Here is an 18625-nt window from a genome sequence, read left to right as displayed (position 1 = left end):
CGTCCATATTCCTTTCCACGCACTGCACGAGAACCCCACATGAGCGCACAGCATTTCATCGGTGGCCGCGAATACTTCGGCGGCATCGGCACGATCCCGTTCGAGGGCCGCGAGTCCGACAATCCGCTGGCCTTCAAGGTCTACGAGGCCGATCGCCGGATCGGCGGCAAGACGATGGCCGAGCATCTGCGCTTCGCAGTCTGCTACTGGCACACGTTCTGCAATTCCGGCCAGGATCCTTTCGGTCCGGGGACGCGCCGCTTCCCCTGGGACGGTGGTGAACCGCTGGCCGCGGCCGAAGCCAAGCTCGACGCCGCGTTCGAGTTCTTCACCAAGCTCGGCGTGCCGTACTGGTGCTTCCACGACGTCGACCTGGCGCCGGACGCCGACGACATCGGCGCCTACGAGAAGAACCTCAAGCACATGGTGGCGCTGGCCAAGGAGCGCCAGCAGGCGACCGGCATGAAGCTGCTGTGGGGCACGGCGAACCTGTTCTCGCATCCGCGCTACATGAACGGTGCATCGACCAATCCGGACTTCGCGGTGGTCGCGCGTGCGGCGGTGCAGGTCAAGGCCGCGCTCGACGCGACCGTCGAACTGGGCGGCGAGCACTACGTGTTCTGGGGCGGCCGCGAGGGCTACGCCAGCCTGCACAACACCGACATGAAGCGCGAACTGCAGCACTTCGGCCGCTTCCTGACGATGGCGCGCGACTACGGCCGCAGCATCGGACTCAAGGGCAACTTCCTCATCGAGCCCAAGCCGATGGAGCCGATGAAGCACCAGTACGATTTCGACAGCGCGACCGTCACCGGCTTCCTGCGCGAGCACGGTCTGGACAAGGACTTCAAGCTCAACATCGAGGCCAACCACGCCACGCTGTCGGGCCACACCTTCGAGCACGATCTGCAGGTCGCATCCGACCACGGCCTGCTCGGCAGCATCGACGCCAACCGCGGCAATGCGCAGAACGGCTGGGACACCGACCAGTTCCCGACCGATCTCTACGACACCGTCGGCGCGATGCTGGTGGTGCTGCGCCAGGGCGGTCTCGAGGGCGGCCTGAACTTCGACGCCAAGCCGCGCCGCGAATCGAGCGACATGGAAGACCTGTTCATCGCCCACATCGGCGGCATGGATGCGTTCGCGCGTGGCCTCGAAGTCGCGCACGGCCTGCTCAACGATTCGCCGTGGGAACAGTGGCGCAAGGACCGCTACGCGAGCTTCGACGCAGGCGACGGCCAGGCCTTCGAAAACGGCAAGCTGTCGCTGGACGACCTGCACGGCATCGCCGCGAAGGCCGGCGAGCCGCGGCAGCGCAGTGGCCGCCAGGAAGCCTACGAGAACCTGCTCAACCAGTACCTGCTGCGCTGAGGCCACGGGGACATGGGGACGGGGGCCGCCATCGCAGATACCGGAAGGATTTCCGGATGCGCGGCGGCTCCGGTCCTGCGCACGCGCCGTCTATTTCTGACGGCGCGGCGGCGCGACCGAATCGCGCGCGATGAGCCGGTGCGCGACCACATGGTCGGTGAGCACGCGGGTGCTGCTGTCGTTGCGGCGGATGCCGCGTACCAGGACTTCGATCGCCGCGTTCGCCATCGAGGCGATCGGCTGGTTGATCGTGGTCAGTTCCGGCCACACCGTGGTCGCGGCCGAGCTGTCGTCGAAGCCGACGACCGAGAGGTCACGCGGCACGTCGAGGCCGCGGCGGTGGGCAACGGAGATCGCGGCCGCGGCCATGTCGTCGTTGCTGGCGAAGATCGCGCTGGGCGGCTTGCGCAGGCCCAGCAGCTTTTCCGTCGCCGTCAGGCCGGAGCGGTAGGTGTAGTCGCCCTGCTGGACGAGCGCCGCATCGAGCGCGATGCCGGCCTCGTCGAGCGCGGCCTTGAAGCCTTCGAAGCGGCGTGCGGTCGCACTGAGATACGTACCGCCCTTGATGCAGGCGATGCGCGTGTGACCGCGTTCGATGAGGTGCTCGGTGATTTCCTTGGCCGCGCGGAACTCGTCGACGCGCACGCAGGAAATGTCGTCGCTGAAGTGGCCCGATGCGATCGCGACGACGGGCACGCCTGCACGCACGAATTCCGTCACCGCGGCCCGCGATTCGCACAGCGGTGGCGGCAGGATCACGCCGTCGACGCGCTTGGCCAGCGCCCGCGCGGACTTGCGCTCGGCATCGGCGTCGAGTTCGTCCCAGTAGTCGATGACCAGCTGGATCGCGGTGCCCGAGGCCACGCGCAGCAGGCCCACCAGCAGTTCGCGCAGATAGGCGCCACTGGGGTTGGTATAGACCAGCGCGATGCGCGTGTGCTGGGCCGCGGCCAGCGAACTGGCGGCGAGGTTGGGCGTGTAGTTGAGCTCGCGCACGGCGCGCATCACGCGTTCGCGGGTGGAGTCGCGCACCTTGCCCTGGCCGTTGACCACGCGCGAGATCGTCATCGGCGACACGCCGGCGAGGGCGGCCACTTCGGCGATGGTCACACCGCGCGTCTTGCGGCGGACCGATTTTTTCGTCTTCTCCAACGCTCGCTCCTTCACTCGCCAGGCGAGGGGATCGGCCCGCTGCGCGCGGGCACACACGCATGAAAGCCGTTTCCGTACGGGGAATCCATATGCCGAGAATGTTACCGCTAACCCATTGCAGCGGCGATACGCGCCGTTACCGCCATATCTTCGCGTCGATGCTGTGCGCGCTGGTCCTGCTGTGCGCGTCCGCCGCGCAGGCCGAAGACGGCTACGACCTGTGGCTGCGCTACGTGCCGCAGGATTCGACCTCGGGCATCACCCAGCTGGTGGCCGCGGCGGACTCCGAGGTGCAGACGGCGACACGTGACGAACTGCGACGCGGCCTGGCGGGCGTGCAGGGTGCGGCACCGGCCGCGGGTGCATCGGTCACGCGCGCAGGTGCGCTGCTGGTTGGCACGCCGGCGTCCTCGCCGCAGATCGCGCGGCTGGGGCTGGATCTCGACGGGCTGGGCGACGAGGGCTATCGCGTGCGCAGCGCCGTCGTCGACGGCCATGCGACGACCGTCGTCGCCGCGAACACGGACGTCGGCGCGCTGTACGGGGCGTTCCACGTGCTGCGCCTGTTGCAGACCGGCCAGCCGCTCGACGGCCTGGACGTGCGCGAGGCGCCGCGGCTCGCAGTGCGCGTGCTCAACCACTGGGACAACCTCGATCGCTATGTGGAGCGCGGCTATGCCGGCCAGTCGATCTGGGACTGGCACCGTCTGCCCGGCTGGCTCGACCCGCGCTACACCGATTACGCGCGCGCCAATGCCTCGATCGGCATCAACGGCACGGTGCTCAACAACGTCAACGCCAATGCCGAGGTGCTGACGCCGATGTACCTGGAGAAGGTCGCGGCGATCGCCGGCGTGCTGCGGCCCTACGGCATGAAGGTCTATCTGAGCGCGCGTTTCAGCGCGCCGATGGAGATCGGCGGCCTCGACACCGCCGATCCCACCGACGCCGGCGTGCAGCGCTGGTGGCGCGCGAAGGCCGATGAGATCTACGCGACCATTCCCGATTTCGGCGGCTTTCTGGTCAAGGCCAATTCCGAAGGCCAGCCCGGTCCGCAGGACTACGGCCGCTCGCATGCGCAGGGCGCCAACATGCTGGCCGACGCGGTCGCGCCGCACGGCGGCATCGTGATGTGGCGCGCCTTCGTCTATTCGGACGAGGAACCGGTCGACCGCGCCAAGCAGGCCTACAACGAGTTCGTGCCGCTGGACGGCACATTCCGCGACAACGTGCTGGTGCAGGTGAAGAACGGCGCGATCGATTTCCAGCCGCGCGAGCCCTTCCATCCGCTGTTCGGTGCAATGCCGAAGACGCCGCTGATGATGGAATTCCAGATCACCAAGGAATATCTCGGCTTCGCCACGCACCTGGCCTACAAGGGCCCGCTGTACGAGGAGGTGCTGGATGCGGACACGCAGGTGCAGGGCCCGGGTTCGACGGTCGCGCGCGTGCTCGACGGATCGCTCGACGGGCACGCCCTGACCGGCATCGCCGGCGTGGCCAACATCGGCAGTGACCGCAACTGGAGCGGCTCGCACTTCGACCAGGCCAACTGGTACGCCTATGGCCGCCTGGCCTGGGATCCCGGACTGTCGTCGCGCGACATCGCGGTCGAGTGGACGCGGATGACGTTTTCGCGTGATCCGGCCGTCGTCGAACCCGTCGTCGGCATGATGATGGCCTCGCGCGAAGCGGTGGTGGACTACACCGGCGCGCTCGGGCTGCATCACGTGATGGGGCGCGGGCATCACTACGGCCCCGGGCCGTGGGTGGAAGGCGGTCCGCGCGCGGACTGGACCTCGGTGTATTTCCACCGCGCGGATGCGGACGGCATCGGCTTCGACCGCACGCGCGCGGGCAGCAACGCGGTGTCGCAGTACGCGCCGCCGGTGGCGGCGGTCTTCGACGACGTCGCGCAGACGCCCGAGAACCTGCTGCTGTGGTTCCACCACGTGCCCTGGGATCACCCGATGCAGAGCGGGCGCCCGCTGTGGGACGAACTGGTGCTGCATTACGACCGCGGCGTCGACAGCGTGCGCAGCATGCGCGCCACCTGGGACGGTCTCGACGGCCGCATCGATCCGGCGCGGCACGCGCAGGTCGCCGCGTTCCTCGCGATCCAGCAGGACGAGGCGCAGTGGTGGCGCGATGCCAGCGTCGCCTACTTCCAGTCGATCTCCGGCCGGCCGTTGCCGGCGGGCAGCGCCGCGCCGCCGCATCCCTTGGCCTACTACAAGGCGCTGGAATTTCCGCACGCGCCGGGCGATACCCAGTGACACGCGCCGGCCCGGTGCCCGCACGCGGTCCCGGTGGCGCGCGCGTCCGTTGGGGTCTGGCGGCGCTGCTGCTGGCGCTGGCGCCGGCTGTCCCGGCGTGGGCCGACGACGCCGCGGCGACGCTGCTGCATCCGCTGTTCCAGGATCACGCCGTGCTGCAGCGCGACCAGCCCATCCGGGTCTGGGGCGAGGCCATGCCGGGCGAGACCGTGCAGGTGGCGCTGGGGCGTCACCAGCGCCGCGCGCGCGTGGATGCGGACGGCCGGTGGCAGGTCGAACTGCCCGCGATGCCGGCCGGTGGTCCGCACCGTCTGACGGCGCGTGCCGGCACGGTGTCTCGCACGGTCGACGATGTGCTGGTCGGCGATGTCTGGCTGTGCTCGGGCCAGTCGAATATGGAACTGCAGGTCTGGCGCTCACTGGATGCGCGCGCCGAGATCGCGGGCGCGGCCAGCGACACGATCCGCCTGCTGACCGTGCCGCAGACCGGCAACGCGGTGCCGCAGACGGGTTTCGGCGCCGACACGCACTGGCAGACCGTGACCTCCGATTCGATCCGCGATTTCTCCGCGGCCTGCTGGTACTTCGCGCGTGAACTGCAGCAGACCGTCGACGTGCCGATGGGGCTGATCAACGCGGCCTGGGGCGGCTCGCGCATCCAGGCCTGGACCAGCGCCGATGCGCTGCGCGCCGGCGGCGGCTTCGACGCCGAACTCGACGTGCTGGCGCTGTATGCCACCGATCCCGAAGCCGCCCTCGCGCGCTGGGGCGAGGTATGGACCGGCTGGTGGCAGCAGCGGCCCGGTATCGCGGCCGACGATCGCCCCTGGGACGGTCAGGCCGGAGGCGCCGACTGGCACGATGCGCCGCGCGATCTCGGCGCCTGGGAGCGCTGGGGCGTGCCGGAGCTGGCCGCGTTCGACGGCATGCTCTGGTATCGCACGCAGGTCGCGCTGACCGGTGCACAGGCCGCGCAGGACGCGACCCTCGTGCTCGGCCCGGCCGACGAGATGGACACGACCTGGGTCAACGGCCAGGCGGTCGGCAGCACCTACGGCGCCGGTACGCCGCGCGCGTATGCGCTGCCGCAAGGTCTGCTGCGGGCGGGCGACAACCAGATCGTCGTCAATGTGCTCGATACCTATCGCGAGGGCGGGCTGGCCGGACCGGAATCCGCGCACTTCCTGCAATTCGCCGATGGCAGCACGGTGCCGTTCGATGGCGGCTGGCGGTATCGCGTGGTGCCGAATGCGGTCGGTTCGCCGCCGCGCGCACCGTGGCAGTCCGCCGCGGGTCTGTCGACGCTGTTCAACGGCATGATCGCGCCGCTGTCGGGCCTGCACCTGCGCGGCATGCTCTGGTACCAGGGTGAATCCAACACCTTCGAGGCCGATGCCTACGCCGCCCTGCTGCGCGGCCTGCGCGACGACTGGCGGGTGCGCTTCGGCGATCCCGCATTGCCGTTCCTGATCGTGCAGCTGGCCAACTACGGCACGCCCGCCGATGCAGCCGGCGACAGCGACTGGGCCGCATTGCGTGAGGCGCAGCGGGCCGTCGCCGATGATCCGCACAGCGCGCTCGCGGTGACGATCGACATCGGTGACCGCCACGACATCCATCCGCCGAACAAGCAGGCGCTCGGCCAGCGCCTCGCCCGCGCAGCGCGGCATGCCGTCTACGGCGAACGCATCGCGCCCTCGGGTCCGGTGCCACGCCGGGCCTGGCGCGAGGGCGATACCGTCATCGTCGATTTTTCCGATGTCGACGGCCGGCTGATGGCGCACGGTGCCGCCGGGCCGATCGGCTTCGAGTTGTGCGGCGCGGATGCTGGCAGCTGCCGGTTCGTCGACGCGCGGATCGACGGCAATCGCGTGCGCCTGCGCGCGGACGACGTGCCCGCAGCGGTGCGCGTCCGCCATGCCTGGGCCGACGCGCCGCTGGTGAACCTGTTCGATGCAGCGGACCTGCCGGCCGGTCCGTTCGAGATCGAGATCCGTTGAACGCGTGACCTGCACGCGCGGCACTGCACTGCCGCCCGCGCCGGTCCGTCCACTCCCATCGCTGTCCGACCGCTCCGGAAGAATCCACATGTCGACCTCCAGTGCCCACGATCCAAACCCGCACAGCTCGTCGCGCGATCGCGAGATCGTCGAGGCGCGGGTCATCGTCACCTGTCCCGGCCGCAACTTCGTGACCCTGAAGATCGTCACGCGTTCGGGCGTGACCGGCCTCGGCGACGCCACGCTCAACGGCCGCGAGCTCGCGGTGGCCTCGTATCTGCAGGACCACGTAGTACCCAACCTCATCGGCCGCGACGCAGGCCGCATCGAGGACATGTGGCAGTTCTTCTATCGCGGCGCGTACTGGCGACGCGGCCCGGTGACGATGACCGCGATTGCCGCCGTCGACGTCGCGCTGTGGGACATCCTCGGCAAGATGGCCGGCCTGCCGCTGTACCAGCTGCTGGGCGGCCGTTCGCGCGAGGGCGCGCTGGTCTACGCGCACGCCAACGGTCGCGACATCGCCGAGGCCAGTGACGCGGTCGGCGACTACATCGACAAGGGCTTTCTCGCCGTGCGCGCGCAGTGCGGCGTGCCGGGGGTCAAGAAGGCCTACGGCATCTCGACCGGCGGCAAGCCCTATGAACCGGCCGAGAGCGCGTTGCCCGCCGAGACCGAATGGAATACGCCGCGCTATCTGGAGACCGTGCCGGCGCTGTTCGAGCGCGTGCGTGCAGATCACGGCAGCCACGTCGAACTGCTGCACGACGTGCACCACCGGCTCACGCCGATCGAAGCCGCGCGCCTTGGACGCGAGCTCGAGCCCTACCGTCTGTTCTGGATGGAGGACGCGACCCCGGCCGAGAACCAGCGTTCGTTCGAGATCATCCGCCAGCACACGGTGACGCCGCTGGCGGTGGGCGAGGTGTTCAATTCGATCTGGGACTGCAAGCACCTGATCGAGCACCAGCTCATCGATTACATCCGCACGACGATCGTGCACGGCGGCGGCATCACCCACATCCGCCGGCTCGCGGATTTCGCCGGCCTGCACCAGGTGCGCACCGGCTTCCACGGCGCGACCGATCTGTCGCCTGTGACGATGGGCGCCGCGCTGCACTTCGATACCTGGGTGCCGAACTTCGGCATCCAGGAATACATGTTCCACAGCGACGAGGCGAACGCGGTGTTCCCGCACGACTACGTGTTCCGCGATGGCCGGCTGCATGTCGGCGACACGCCGGGTCATGGCGTGGAGATCGATGAAACGCTGGCGGCGAAGTATCCCTATGCGCCGAAACAATTGCCGATCGCCCGTCTCGAAGACGGCGCGATGTGGGACTGGTGAGGAGCGCGAAATGCTTGCCGATATCGAGGACTCCAGCATTCCGTCATGCCCGCGAAAGCGGGGGGGGCAACGGCCGAGCGGTGGGTCATCCAGTGTCTTCGCCCGCATCAGAGCGAACGTCGCCGGGTTCCCGCTTTCGCGGGAAAGACGGCATGTTCCGTTCGCGATCATCGCCAAAGGCTTGCTGCTCGCCGCGCTCGCATTGCCGGCAGGCGCCTTCGCCCGAACCGCCGATTCCGCGCCCGTCCTGTTCGACTGGTTCGAATACACCGGCCGTGACCGCGCCTTCGACACGCCGCTGCCCGATGGCCATTTCCGCAATCCGATCCTCGCGGGTTTCCACTCCGATCCGAGCATCGTCGCGGCGCGCGGCAAGTTCTACATGGTGCATTCCACGTTCACCTACTTTCCCGGCATCCCCGTATTCGAAAGCGAGGACCTGGTGCACTGGACCCAGGTCGGCAGCGCGATCCATCGGCCGGAGCAGCTGGATTTCGACGGACTCGGCCTGTCGCGCGGCGTGTTCGCGCCGGCCATTGAGTATCACGACGGCACCTTCTACGTGGTCAACACCTCGGTCGATGCCGGCGGCAATTTCATCGTCACCGCGACCGATCCGGCCGGGCCGTGGTCGGATCCGGTCTGGCTGCCGGGCATCGGCGGCATCGATCCCTCGCTGTTCTTCGACGATGACGGCCGCGCCTACATCCTCAACAATGACGAACCGGACGTGCCCGTGCGCTACGACGGCCACCGCGCGATCTGGCTGCAGGCGATCGACATCGACACGCTGAAGCCATTCGGACCGCGCAAGGTGCTGGTCGACGGCGGCGTGAAGCCGGACGAGAACCCGATCTGGATCGAAGGCCCGCACATCTACAAGGTCGACGGCTGGTACGTGCTGTCGAACGCAGAGGGCGGCACCGGGCCGCAGCATTCGCAGGTGGTGCTGCGCAGCCGCGATGTCTGGGGCCCGTATGTGCCTTATGCACACAACCCGATCCTGACCCAGCGCGACCTGCCGGAAGACCGCGACCTGCCGATCGCCAACGCCGGCCACGCAGACTTGGTGGAAGGACCGGACGGCAGCTGGTGGGCCGTGTTCCTGGCCAGCCGCAACTACGACGTGCGTCACTACAACACCGGACGCGAGACCTTCCTGCTGCCGGTCACCTGGACCGATGGCTGGCCGACGATCCTGCCGCCGCACGCGGCCATTCCGTACACGCTGCCGGCGCCGTCGTGGATGCAGGGCGCCGCGGAGCAGGCGCCGATGACCGGGAATTTCACATGGCGCGACGAGTTCGATACGACTGCGCTCAAGCGCGAGTGGATGTTCGTGCGCGTGCCCAAGCGCGACTGGGCGGATCTGCGCTCGCATCCGGGACAGCTCGCGATCCATCCGCTGCGCGAGGGCCTGGACACACTGGAGAATCCCGCGTTCCTCGGCCGCCGCCAGCAGCATCTCGTCTTCGAGGCCAGCACCGCACTCGCCCCACCGGCGCTCGGTGTGGTCGCAGGTCTCGCCGCGTTTCAGAGCGGCAACCACTGGTATCTGATCGGCACACGGCGCGACGCGGGCGATGGACTGGAAGTCTTCGTCGAACGCGCGACGGGCACCGGACGCCCCAGCGAAGTCCTCGCGACCCGCACCATGCCCGTCGCCGATACCTTGCGCCTGCGCATCAGCGGCGACGCCGGTCGGATTTCGTTCGCGTACGCCGGTGATGCGGACGACTGGCAGACGCTGCTCGACGGCGCGGATGCCACCCTGCTCAGCACCGACCACGCGGGCGGCTTCGTCGGCGCGACGCTCGGGCCCTATGCACGGGACGAACGATGAGCGCGCGGTTGTCCGATGCAACACTCGCCAGCCTGCCGCCCACCGTCGCGCGGCCGGCCTTCGATCGCGCGCGCACACGCATCGGCATCGTCCATCTGGGCGTCGGTGCGTTCCACCGTGCACACCAGGCGGTCTACATCGACGACCTGCTCGCCGACGATCCGGACTGGGCGATCTGCGGCGTCTCGCTGCGCAATCCAGACGTGCGCGATGCGCTGAGGCCGCAGGACGGGCTGTACACGCTGGCGCTGCTCGACGGTGGTCCGTCGGTGCGCGTGATCGGCGCGCTGCGCGAGGTGCTGTGCGCGGCCGACGAACGCGCCGCGGTACTGGCGCGCCTGGCCCATCCCGACGTGCGCCTAGTGATGCTGACGGTCACCGAGAAGGGCTATTGCCTGTCCGCGGACGGCGTCGACCTCGCGCATCCGGACATCGCCCGCGATCTCGACACGCCCGATGCGCCATCGAGCGCGATCGGTTACATCGTCGCCGGTCTTGCGCTGCGACGCGCGCAGGGGCTGCCGGCCTGGACCGTGCTCAGCTGCGACAACCTCGCCGACAACGGCGGGCGCCTGCGACGCGCGGTGCTGCACTACGCGCGCGAGATCGACCCCGGTCTGGCGGACTGGATCGACACCCACACACGCTTCCCGCGTTCGATGGTCGACAGCATCACCCCGGCCACGGACGACGCGCTGCGCGCCGATGTCGATGCCGCGCTCGGCCTGCACGATGCCTGGCCGGTGCAGCGCGAGCCCTATACGCAGTGGGTGGTGGAAGACGCGTTCTGCAACGGGCGTCCGCCGCTGGAACGTGCCGGCGTGATCCTCAGCGACAACATCGCCGGCTTCGACCGCGCCAAGCTGCGCCTGCTCAACGGACCGCACAGCGCGCTGGCCTATCTCGGCCTGCTGCTGGAACTGGAGACCGTCAGCGAGGCGATGCGACACCCCGGTCTGTCGGCGTATCTCGAACGCCTGATGCGCGAGGACATCGCACCGACGCTCGCGGCGATGGACGGCTTCGACGTGCAGACCTACATCGGCGCAATCCTTGCTCGCTTCCGCAATCCTGCGATCCGGCACCGGCTGGGCCAGATCGCCTGGGACGGCTCGCAGAAACTGCCGGTCCGCCTGCTCGGCACGATCGACGATGCGCTGGCGGCGGGGCGTCCGATCGAGCGGTTGTGCCTGCCGATCGCGGGGTGGATGCATTTCGTCTGGCGCCAGGCGCAGGCGGGCGTCGCGTTGAACGATCCGATGGCGAAGCCGCTTGCGGATATCGGCGTCGCGATGACGGGGGATGCCACGCACGATGTGAGTGCGTTGCTGTCGGTCGAGCCGATGTTCGGTGCGGTGGCCGGCGACGCGCGGGTTGTCGATGCGCTGGTGCGTGCGTATGCGTCACTGGGAACGGGCACGCCCGACACGGTCGCGCAGGCGCTCGTCACGGCGTGAGGTGTGCGCGTCGTGCGTCTGTGGTCCGGTCGCTCGGCCGATGAACTTGCGACGGGTCCGCCGGCGTCAGGGCGCTGCCGCCGTCTGAAAGGCTTCTTTCCGTCATTCCCGCGAAGGCGGGAATCCAGGGACGTTGCTGTTCGCAGGTTCGAAGTCATGGATGACCGAACGTGCGTCCGTCAAAAGCCCCGCCTTCGCGGGAATGAAGGACATGTTCAGAGGATCCTGATGCGTGCGGCGCAGCGCGTGCTCGCGAACGAGCGACGAGCCAGAAGCTGCGAGCACAGTTGCGCACCTATGCGGTGCGGATCTCGTTCGCTTACCTCCAGTCAACGCGCCGTCGCCTCCACCGGCACCGGCACCGCCAGCACCGCATCCAGCGCCGGCTTGGGCTGGTGGTCGCGATCGAACAGCAGCGTGTAGTTGATCCGGCCCGGCACCGGGTAGTCGTTCTTCCACGACATGCCGTCCTCGACGCCCCAGACGCTGACGCGGTCGATGACGTCGCGCTTGCGGTGGAACAGGCGGAACAGCTCGGCGTAGCGGTCGGCGAGTTGCTGCTGCACCTCGGCCGGCAGGCCATCGCGGTAGGGATCGAGGTAGCGCTTGAACTCTGGCAGCTGGAACTGCGGATGCGCCATGCCGGTGCCGATGATCTGGCCTTCGCGGGTCAGTGGCAGCACGTCGACGTCCAGCTCGGTGATCATCACCTTGACCCCGAGCGCGGCGTAGGCATCGATCGAGGCTTCGATCTCCTCGATCGCCGGGTAGTTGAGCCCCCAGTGGCCCTGCATGCCGATGCCGTCGATGCGGATGCCGGCGTCCTGCAGCATCTTCACCATGCGCACGATGCCGGCGCGCTTCTCCGGTCGCCAGGTGTTGAAGTCGTTGTAGTACAGCGCGGTGTCGGGCGCGTAGCGGCTGGCGGCCTCGAACGCATGCCGGACCACGGCGTCGCCGTCGCCGCCGAAGGCGCGCGTCCATACGGTGTCGCGGTAGGCGCCGTCCTCACCGATGATCTCGTTGACCACGTCCCAGGCATCGACGCGGCCGGCGTAGCGTCCCGCCACCACCTCGATGTAGGCGCGCATGCGCTCGGCCATCGCATCGGGCGTTGCGGGCGTGCCGTCGTCGCGTTCGAAGAACCAGCCCGGCGTCTGGTTGTGCCACACCAGGGTGTGGCCGATCAGATACATGCCGTGGCGCTCGCCGTAGGCGACGAAGGCATCCGCGGCGGCGAAGTCCCAGACGCCGGGCTGCGGATGCAGCACTTCGGCCTTCATCACGTTCTCGGCGGTGAGCGCATTGAAGTGGCGCGGGACCAGCGCCTCCGTGCGTGGATCGCGTCCGGCGATGATGTCGTCGTTGACCGCAGTGCCGAACATGAAAGCGTCGCGGTAGGCGTCCTTGAGCGTGGTCGCCGATGTGGGCGCGGCTGCAGGCGTTGTGCGCGCGACCTCGGCGCCCGATGCGGGGGCTAGGCCGAAGAGCAGCAGCGGCAGCACGAGGGCAGGGCGGATGCGTCCGGTCATGGGGAATCTCCTGTGACGGCGAAGAAGCGGCAGGCCGCGTGCGGCCCCGACGTCGTGCGCGGGGCGCACGGCGTCACAGCCGGTAGGCCTGCTTCGGCAGGCGGTAGGCGAGATCGACGACGACTTCGGCGGCGTCGTCCTCGTCGATGCGGTGCTCGGCGACGAGCTTGGCGAGGAATGCACAGTCCACCCGGCGGGCGACATCGTGCCGCGCGGGGATGGACAGGAACGCGCGCGTGTCGTCGTTGAAGCCGACGGTGTTGTAGAAGCCGGCGCTGGCGAGCGTCTGTTCGCGGAAGCGCCACATGCCTTCGGGCGCATCGTGGAACCACCAGGCCGGTCCGAGGAACAGGCAGGGATAGTGACCGGCCAGCGGCGCGAGTTCGCGCGCGTAGGTGCTCTCGTCGAGCGTGAACACGATCAGGGTGAAACCGGGTACATTGCCCACCCGGTCGAGCAGCGGCTTGAGCGCGTGCACGTAGTCGGTGCGCAACGGAATGTCGGCGCCCTTGTCGCGGCCGTAGCGCGCGAACAGGTCGCGGTTGTGGTTGCGGAAGCAGCCCGGATGGATCTGCATCACCAGTCCGTCGTCGAGACTCATCTTGGCCATCTCGGTCAGCATCTGCGCGCGGAACAGTTCGGCCTCGACCGGCGTCGCCGCGCCGCGCACCACGGTGTCGAACAGCCGGCGCGCCTCGGCCTCGGACAGGTCCGCCGTCGCGCACGTCGGATGGCCGTGGTCGGTCGACGTCGCGCCATGCGCGGCGAAGAAGTCGCGGCGCTGGCGATGGGCGCGCAGATAGCCGCTCCAGTCGTACACGTCCTCGCCGGTGATCTCGCCGAAGCGACGCAGCGCGTCTGGAAACTGTTCGTGTTCCGGATCGATCACCGGATCCGGCCGATAGGCCGTGACCACGCGGCCCGACCAGCCGCTGGACTGGATCGTCGCGTGGTGCGTCAGCGGATCGAGCGGCGACTCGGTGGTCGCGATGACCTCGATGTTGAAGCGCTCGAACAGGGCGCGCGGCCGGAAGTCCGCCGTCTGCAGCGCCGTGGTGATCGTGTCGTAGTAATCGTCCGCGGTGCCCGCTGAAAGCCGCTGGCGCAGACCGAACACGTCATGGAACACATGGTCCAGCCACATCGACGATGGAGTGCCGCGGAAGAGCGTGTAGCGCTCCGCGAACAGCCGCCAGGCGCCGCGCGGATCGACGTGCACGCGTGACCCGTCGATCCGCGGAATGCCCAGCGCGTCGAGATCCACGCCCTGGCTGTAGAGCATGCGGAACACGTAGTGGTCCGGCACCAGCAGCAGCTCGGTCGCATCGGCGAAGGGCGCGTTGTCGGCGAACCAAGCCGGATCGGTGTGCCCGTGCGGGCTGACGATCGGCAGCCCGGCGACTTCGGCATGCAGCCGCCGCGCGATGGCGCGCTGGGTCGGGTCCGACGGGAACAGGCGGTCGGCGTGCAGGGTGAGCGGGCGAGGGGCGTGCGTCATGGTGGGGCTCGGGTCGAAAGTGTGGATGTGTGCTTGCGCAAGCAGATCAGGGTCGTGATTGGGGTAGGACGCCTGACGCGATGTCGGGTCTGACGTTCGTGAAGTGCGGGCCCAGGGGCTGCAATGCCCGCTTCAATCGAGCGCCGCGGTCAGTCGATGCTTTGTCCGGCGGCGCTCTGGCCGCGCACACATTGCTGTTGCTGTTGCCGTTACCGTTGCTGTTGATCTGATCGAGCCGTAAAGCGAGCCGAGCATCGCAGGGCGGCGGGGCCGTAGAGCAGCCCATGTTTGAGCGCAGCGAGTTTGGGCTGCGTGCCCCGTCGGCCGAGAAGCGCAGGGAACCGATGCGGCTCCATCGCATCGGATCGCGTCCGGCGACGGCGTTTTGACTCGCGCCCTTGGCGCTCGCCCTTCGGGCCGGCTCCGCCGTTCGCCAGTGCATTCGCACTGTCGTGCTTACTTTTGGCAAGACAAAAGTAAGCCGCGCGACAGCGCGGAAGCCCTGTCCTTCACCGGGATACCGAGCTCTCGCAGAGGCCACGGGCGAAGCAGAACCCAGAGCAAGCGCAGAGCGGCAGATCAATTGCACGGCTTTCGCCCGCTTGCGCGTGCGAGTCCCTTTTTGAAGGACCAAAAAGGAACCAAAAAGTCCTCCCGCCGGGCGCGAGCCGACGCGATACAGCCGCGCCGGTCCCCTGCGCGCCTCGCCTGACGCGGCACGGCGCCCAAACTCGCTGCGCTCAGACATGGGCGCCTCTGCGGCCGCGTCAGGCTGCGGTGCTCGGCTCGCTTTACGGCTCGCAGGAGCAAAGGCCAGGGCCAAAGCAGCAGAAGCAGGAGCAAGCGCAGAGCGGCAGACCAATTGCGCGGCTTTCGCCCGCTTGCGCGTGCGAGTCCCTTTTTGAAGGACCAAAAAGGAACCAAAAAGTCCTCTCGCCGGGCGCGAGCCGGCGCGATACAGCCGCGCCGGTCCCCTGCGCGCCTCGCCTGATGCGGCACGGCGCCCAAACTCGCTGCGCTCAGACATGGGCGCCTCTTCGGCCGCGTCAGGCTGCGGTGCTCGGCTCGCTTTACGGCTCGCAGGAGCAAAGGCCAGCGCCAAAGCAGCAGCAGGAGCAGGAGCAGATGCCAAAGCGCGAGCAGACGCCGAAGCCAGAGCAGAAGCCGAAGCACACCGGTGCATCACCGCCGCACACTCTCCGGCGGCCCCAGATAACTCGGCCGCAAGCCATCCCGCACGATCTCGATGCGCTGGACCACCACGCCCGGATCGATGCGCCACAGCTTCAGCGTCTGCGCGCCGGCTTCGACCTGGTGACGCGACGTCGCGACGTGCACGCTGTCGCTGACCGCACGCTCCCACGCCTGGAATTGCGCGTGGCCGGGCGTCGGGTCGAGATGCATCGTGACGGTCTCCGGCGATGCATCGCCGAACGACACCGCGTAGCGCAGGCCGCCGCGGTGCGCGTAGTCGAGCGTCGGCGACAACACCACGCGCACCTCGACCTCGCCGGCCGACTGCAGGTGCACCGGATACTCGAGCCAGGCACCGGACGCATCGGCCGCGGTCGCGGCCGAGGTCACCGGCACTGACGTCACGGATGACAGCGTGCGACCGAGGTTCGGAATCGTTTCCCAGTCCAGGCCGTCCGGCGCGACTGCGCGGGCGTGATGCGCGGCCTCGATCGCGATGTGGCCTTCGCTCTCGACGAAACCGCTGAGCTGCGTGCGTGCAGCCGGCTTCGACACCGGCACCACCACACGCACTTCGGTGCGGTCGCTGCCGAGCAGATCGACCTCGGCAACATGATCGCCGTCGGGCACCGCGTCCCAGTCGACCTCGATGCGCACCGGCGTTTCGATGTCGACTTCGCCCGATGCCGGCGTCACCCGCAGCCAGGGCTGCGACGCCTGCGCGGTGAAGGTGAAGGGCGCTCGCCCACGGTTGAAGACGACGAGATCGCGCGTCCGTGCACCGTCGGGATCGAGGGCGGGCACGCGGGCCGGTGTGGTCGGGACCGGCCAGCCACGTGCATCGCCTTCGACTTCGACGCCCATCGTGCCGCGTTCGCGCACGTCGACGCGCGACAGCGCCGGCATCACGTTGCGCTCCGGCTGCTGCCAGTGGGTGTAGCCGATGCGCGGCTGCGACATCATGTGGATCCACTTGCCGCCGGCGATGTCCTGCTCGTAGACGCGGGCGAGTTCGGCGTCGCGGGCGAAGCGGCGTTCGGCTTCGTCGGCCCAGGTGTTCGCGGACGCGCGCCCCTGCGCGGCGTGCTGCCGGTTGCGGGCCACGGCGACGTAGAGGTGCGCGAGATTCGCGCTGGCCAGCACCGGGTATTCGACGATCTGGTAGTACGCGTCGCGATGCGCATCGCCCAGCGCTTTGCCGATGCGCTGCGTGCGGTCGACCAGGGCATCCCACTCGGCCAGCACGCGGTCGGCCTCGCCGAAATTCACGAGGCTCCAGGTGTCCGGCGACTGCAGCTCCGGCTTGCGACGCGCGTTGTACTGCGTGTAGCGGGTGAGGATGTCGCCGATCTCCGCCGCATAGGCATCACCGAACTGTTCGGCCGCGAACGCCTGCGGATACGCCGCCAGCGTTTCGACCGGCACCGCGTCCGGCGCCCAGGCGTAGTCGAGGAAGAAGCTGATCGGCAATTCCATCGGCTTGATGTCGCCGACGTTGACCACCCACAGGCGGTCCGCACCGTGCGCGTGCGCCAGGCGCATCTGTTCCCACACCCGCTCGATCTGCGTGGTGTTGATCCACTTGTAGTTGCGCGGGCCGCCGACGTAGTCGAAGTGGTAGTACACGCCGTAGCCGCCGGCGCGCATCGCGTCCGGTGCGGGCAGGCGGCGGATATTGCCCCAGTTGTCGTCGGCGAACAGCAGGGTCACGTCGTCCGGCACCTGCATGCCGGCGTCGAGGTAGTCCTGCACTTCCTTGTAGAGCGCCCAGGCCTGCGGCGTGGCCTCGGCCGGCTTGCCGGTTTCCTCGGCGAGGATGCGGCGCTGGTCGGCGACGATGGTCTCGAGCAGGTCGATCGCGGTGCCTTCGCCCATCGGCTCGTCGCCATCGCCGCGCATGCCCAGCGTGACCACGCTTTCGTGATCGCCCATGCGGCGGATGCCGTCGCGCCAGAAGGCCTGCAGGCGGTCCCGGTTGCGGGTGTAGTCCCACGCGCCTTCGCCGTAGCGCGACCATTCGACGTGGGCGCGCATCATCGGCTCGTGGTGGCTGGTACCGATCACGACGCCCATCTCGTCAGCCAGCGCGGCGTTCTCCGGATCGTCATCTGAGAAGGCGCGGCCCCACATCGCCGGCCACAGGTAATTGCCCTTGTGGCGCAGGATCAGCTGGAACACGCGTTCGTAGAACTGGTGATTGGGACCGCCGTAGGTCGCCTGCATCCAGCCGCCGAGCGCCGGGTCCTCGTCATTGATGAAGAGGCCGCGGTAGCGCACCGTCGGCGCATCGACGAAGCGACCGGGTGCGACGTGCAATGCGGCCTGCCGCGCCGGCGCGACGTCCGCCCACCAGGTCCAGGGCGACACGCCGATGCGGCGCGAGAGTTCGTACAGGCCGAAGATCGTGCCGCGCCGGTCGGCGCCGGCGATGACCAGGGCGCGGTCGATACCGGGCTCCGGCGCGTCGACGACCTGCAGCAGATAGCCCTCCCACTGGTCCGTGACGCCGGTGGTGTCGAGTGCGTGTGCCTGCACGATGCGGTCGATGCGCGCACTGCGGCCCAGGGTGCCGGCGATGATCGCCAGACGCGGCGCTGCGTCCGCGGCCTGCGCTGCGTCGGCGCCTGCGACCGCTGCGAGGTCCGCGCGCAGATCGTCCGCGGCGCGGGAAATCCCCGGGAAATCGTCGGCATCGACCAGCACTGCAGTCGGGCGTCCGGCATCGATCAGCGCGAGCGCGCCGGTAACGGCCTGCGCGCAGACCGCGGCTGGCTGCCTGCAGTCGCGTGCGTCGTTTGTCGGCGTGGCGGCGACGGTGGCGCCTGTGCCCGACACCAGCATCGACGCGAGGACTGCGAAGGCCCATCGACGGGAGGCGCCAGGTGCGCGCGCAGGCTCACGCGCGATCTCCGGCTGCGCCGGGATGACGGTCGGCACCGACGATCGTTTCG

General features: G+C 68.8%; 10 protein-coding genes. 6 read left to right on the top strand and 4 right to left on the bottom strand.

Going from position 1 to position 18625, the window contains the following annotated elements:
- The first annotated feature begins 39 nt into the window (after positions 1–39).
- Entirely contained in the window at positions 40–1374 is a 1335-nt protein-coding gene (gene xylA, locus AC3A5K_RS05185; protein WP_487616455.1) for a xylose isomerase, read from the top strand.
- 90 nt (positions 1375–1464) lie between these two features.
- Here the strand turns inward: xylA and AC3A5K_RS05180 are convergent, their stop codons facing one another.
- On the bottom strand, positions 1465–2526 hold the full coding sequence (locus AC3A5K_RS05180; protein ID WP_487616454.1) for a LacI family DNA-binding transcriptional regulator: 1062 nt from the start codon (positions 2524–2526) through the stop codon (positions 1465–1467).
- A gap of 98 nt (positions 2527–2624) precedes the next feature.
- On the opposite strand from AC3A5K_RS05180, the gene AC3A5K_RS05175 reads away from it, so the two are divergent.
- The 5 genes from AC3A5K_RS05175 to AC3A5K_RS05155 all read left to right on the top strand — a co-directional run bounded on the left by AC3A5K_RS05175 (position 2625) and on the right by AC3A5K_RS05155 (position 11450).
- A complete protein-coding gene (locus AC3A5K_RS05175; RefSeq protein WP_487616453.1) occupies positions 2625–4802 on the top strand; it encodes an alpha-glucuronidase family glycosyl hydrolase in 2178 nt (725 codons plus the stop codon).
- Entirely contained in the window at positions 4799–6802 is a 2004-nt protein-coding gene (locus AC3A5K_RS05170) for a sialate O-acetylesterase (RefSeq protein ID WP_487616452.1), read from the top strand. The genes AC3A5K_RS05175 and AC3A5K_RS05170 overlap by 4 nt, the downstream gene beginning before the upstream one ends.
- An 88-nt stretch (positions 6803–6890) precedes the next feature.
- Positions 6891–8150, top strand: coding sequence for a D-mannonate dehydratase ManD (manD, locus tag AC3A5K_RS05165; RefSeq protein WP_487616451.1), 1260 nt, complete (start codon positions 6891–6893; stop codon positions 8148–8150).
- Positions 8151–8319: 169 nt separating this feature from the next.
- Positions 8320–9993, top strand: a complete 1674-nt coding sequence (locus AC3A5K_RS05160) for a glycoside hydrolase family 43 protein (RefSeq protein WP_487617055.1) — start codon at positions 8320–8322, stop codon at positions 9991–9993.
- Positions 9990–11450, top strand: a complete 1461-nt coding sequence (locus AC3A5K_RS05155) for a mannitol dehydrogenase family protein (protein WP_487616450.1) — start codon at positions 9990–9992, stop codon at positions 11448–11450. The genes AC3A5K_RS05160 and AC3A5K_RS05155 overlap by 4 nt, the downstream gene beginning before the upstream one ends.
- A 329-nt stretch (positions 11451–11779) precedes the next feature.
- On the opposite strand, the gene AC3A5K_RS05150 is transcribed toward AC3A5K_RS05155, so the two are convergent.
- The 3 genes from AC3A5K_RS05150 to AC3A5K_RS05140 form a co-directional block, all read right to left on the bottom strand.
- Positions 11780–12982, bottom strand: coding sequence for an endo-1,4-beta-xylanase (locus AC3A5K_RS05150; protein WP_487616449.1), 1203 nt, complete (start codon positions 12980–12982; stop codon positions 11780–11782).
- 73 nt (positions 12983–13055) lie between these two features.
- Positions 13056–14480, bottom strand: a complete 1425-nt coding sequence (uxaC, locus tag AC3A5K_RS05145) for a glucuronate isomerase (RefSeq protein WP_487616448.1) — start codon at positions 14478–14480, stop codon at positions 13056–13058.
- Between the two features lie 1182 nt (positions 14481–15662).
- Entirely contained in the window at positions 15663–18611 is a 2949-nt protein-coding gene (locus AC3A5K_RS05140; protein ID WP_487616447.1) for a glycosyl hydrolase 115 family protein, read from the bottom strand.
- Positions 18612–18625: the final 14 nt, after the last annotated feature.

The organism is Luteimonas sp. Soil_C_5, assembly GCF_057656615.1.
Note: the sequence above shows the minus strand (reverse complement) of the source record. Positions and strands in the feature narration are given on the sequence as shown.

Coding starts and splice junctions, on each gene's coding strand:
- uxaC (WP_487616448.1), bottom strand. CDS start 14,480: ATGACGCACGCCCCTCGCCCGCTCACCCTGCACGCCGACCGCCTGTTC.
- xylA (WP_487616455.1), top strand. CDS start 40: ATGAGCGCACAGCATTTCATCGGTGGCCGCGAATACTTCGGCGGCATC.
- AC3A5K_RS05175 (WP_487616453.1), top strand. CDS start 2,625: ATGTTACCGCTAACCCATTGCAGCGGCGATACGCGCCGTTACCGCCAT.
- AC3A5K_RS05150 (WP_487616449.1), bottom strand. CDS start 12,982: ATGACCGGACGCATCCGCCCTGCCCTCGTGCTGCCGCTGCTGCTCTTC.
- manD (WP_487616451.1), top strand. CDS start 6,891: ATGTCGACCTCCAGTGCCCACGATCCAAACCCGCACAGCTCGTCGCGC.
- AC3A5K_RS05155 (WP_487616450.1), top strand. CDS start 9,990: ATGAGCGCGCGGTTGTCCGATGCAACACTCGCCAGCCTGCCGCCCACC.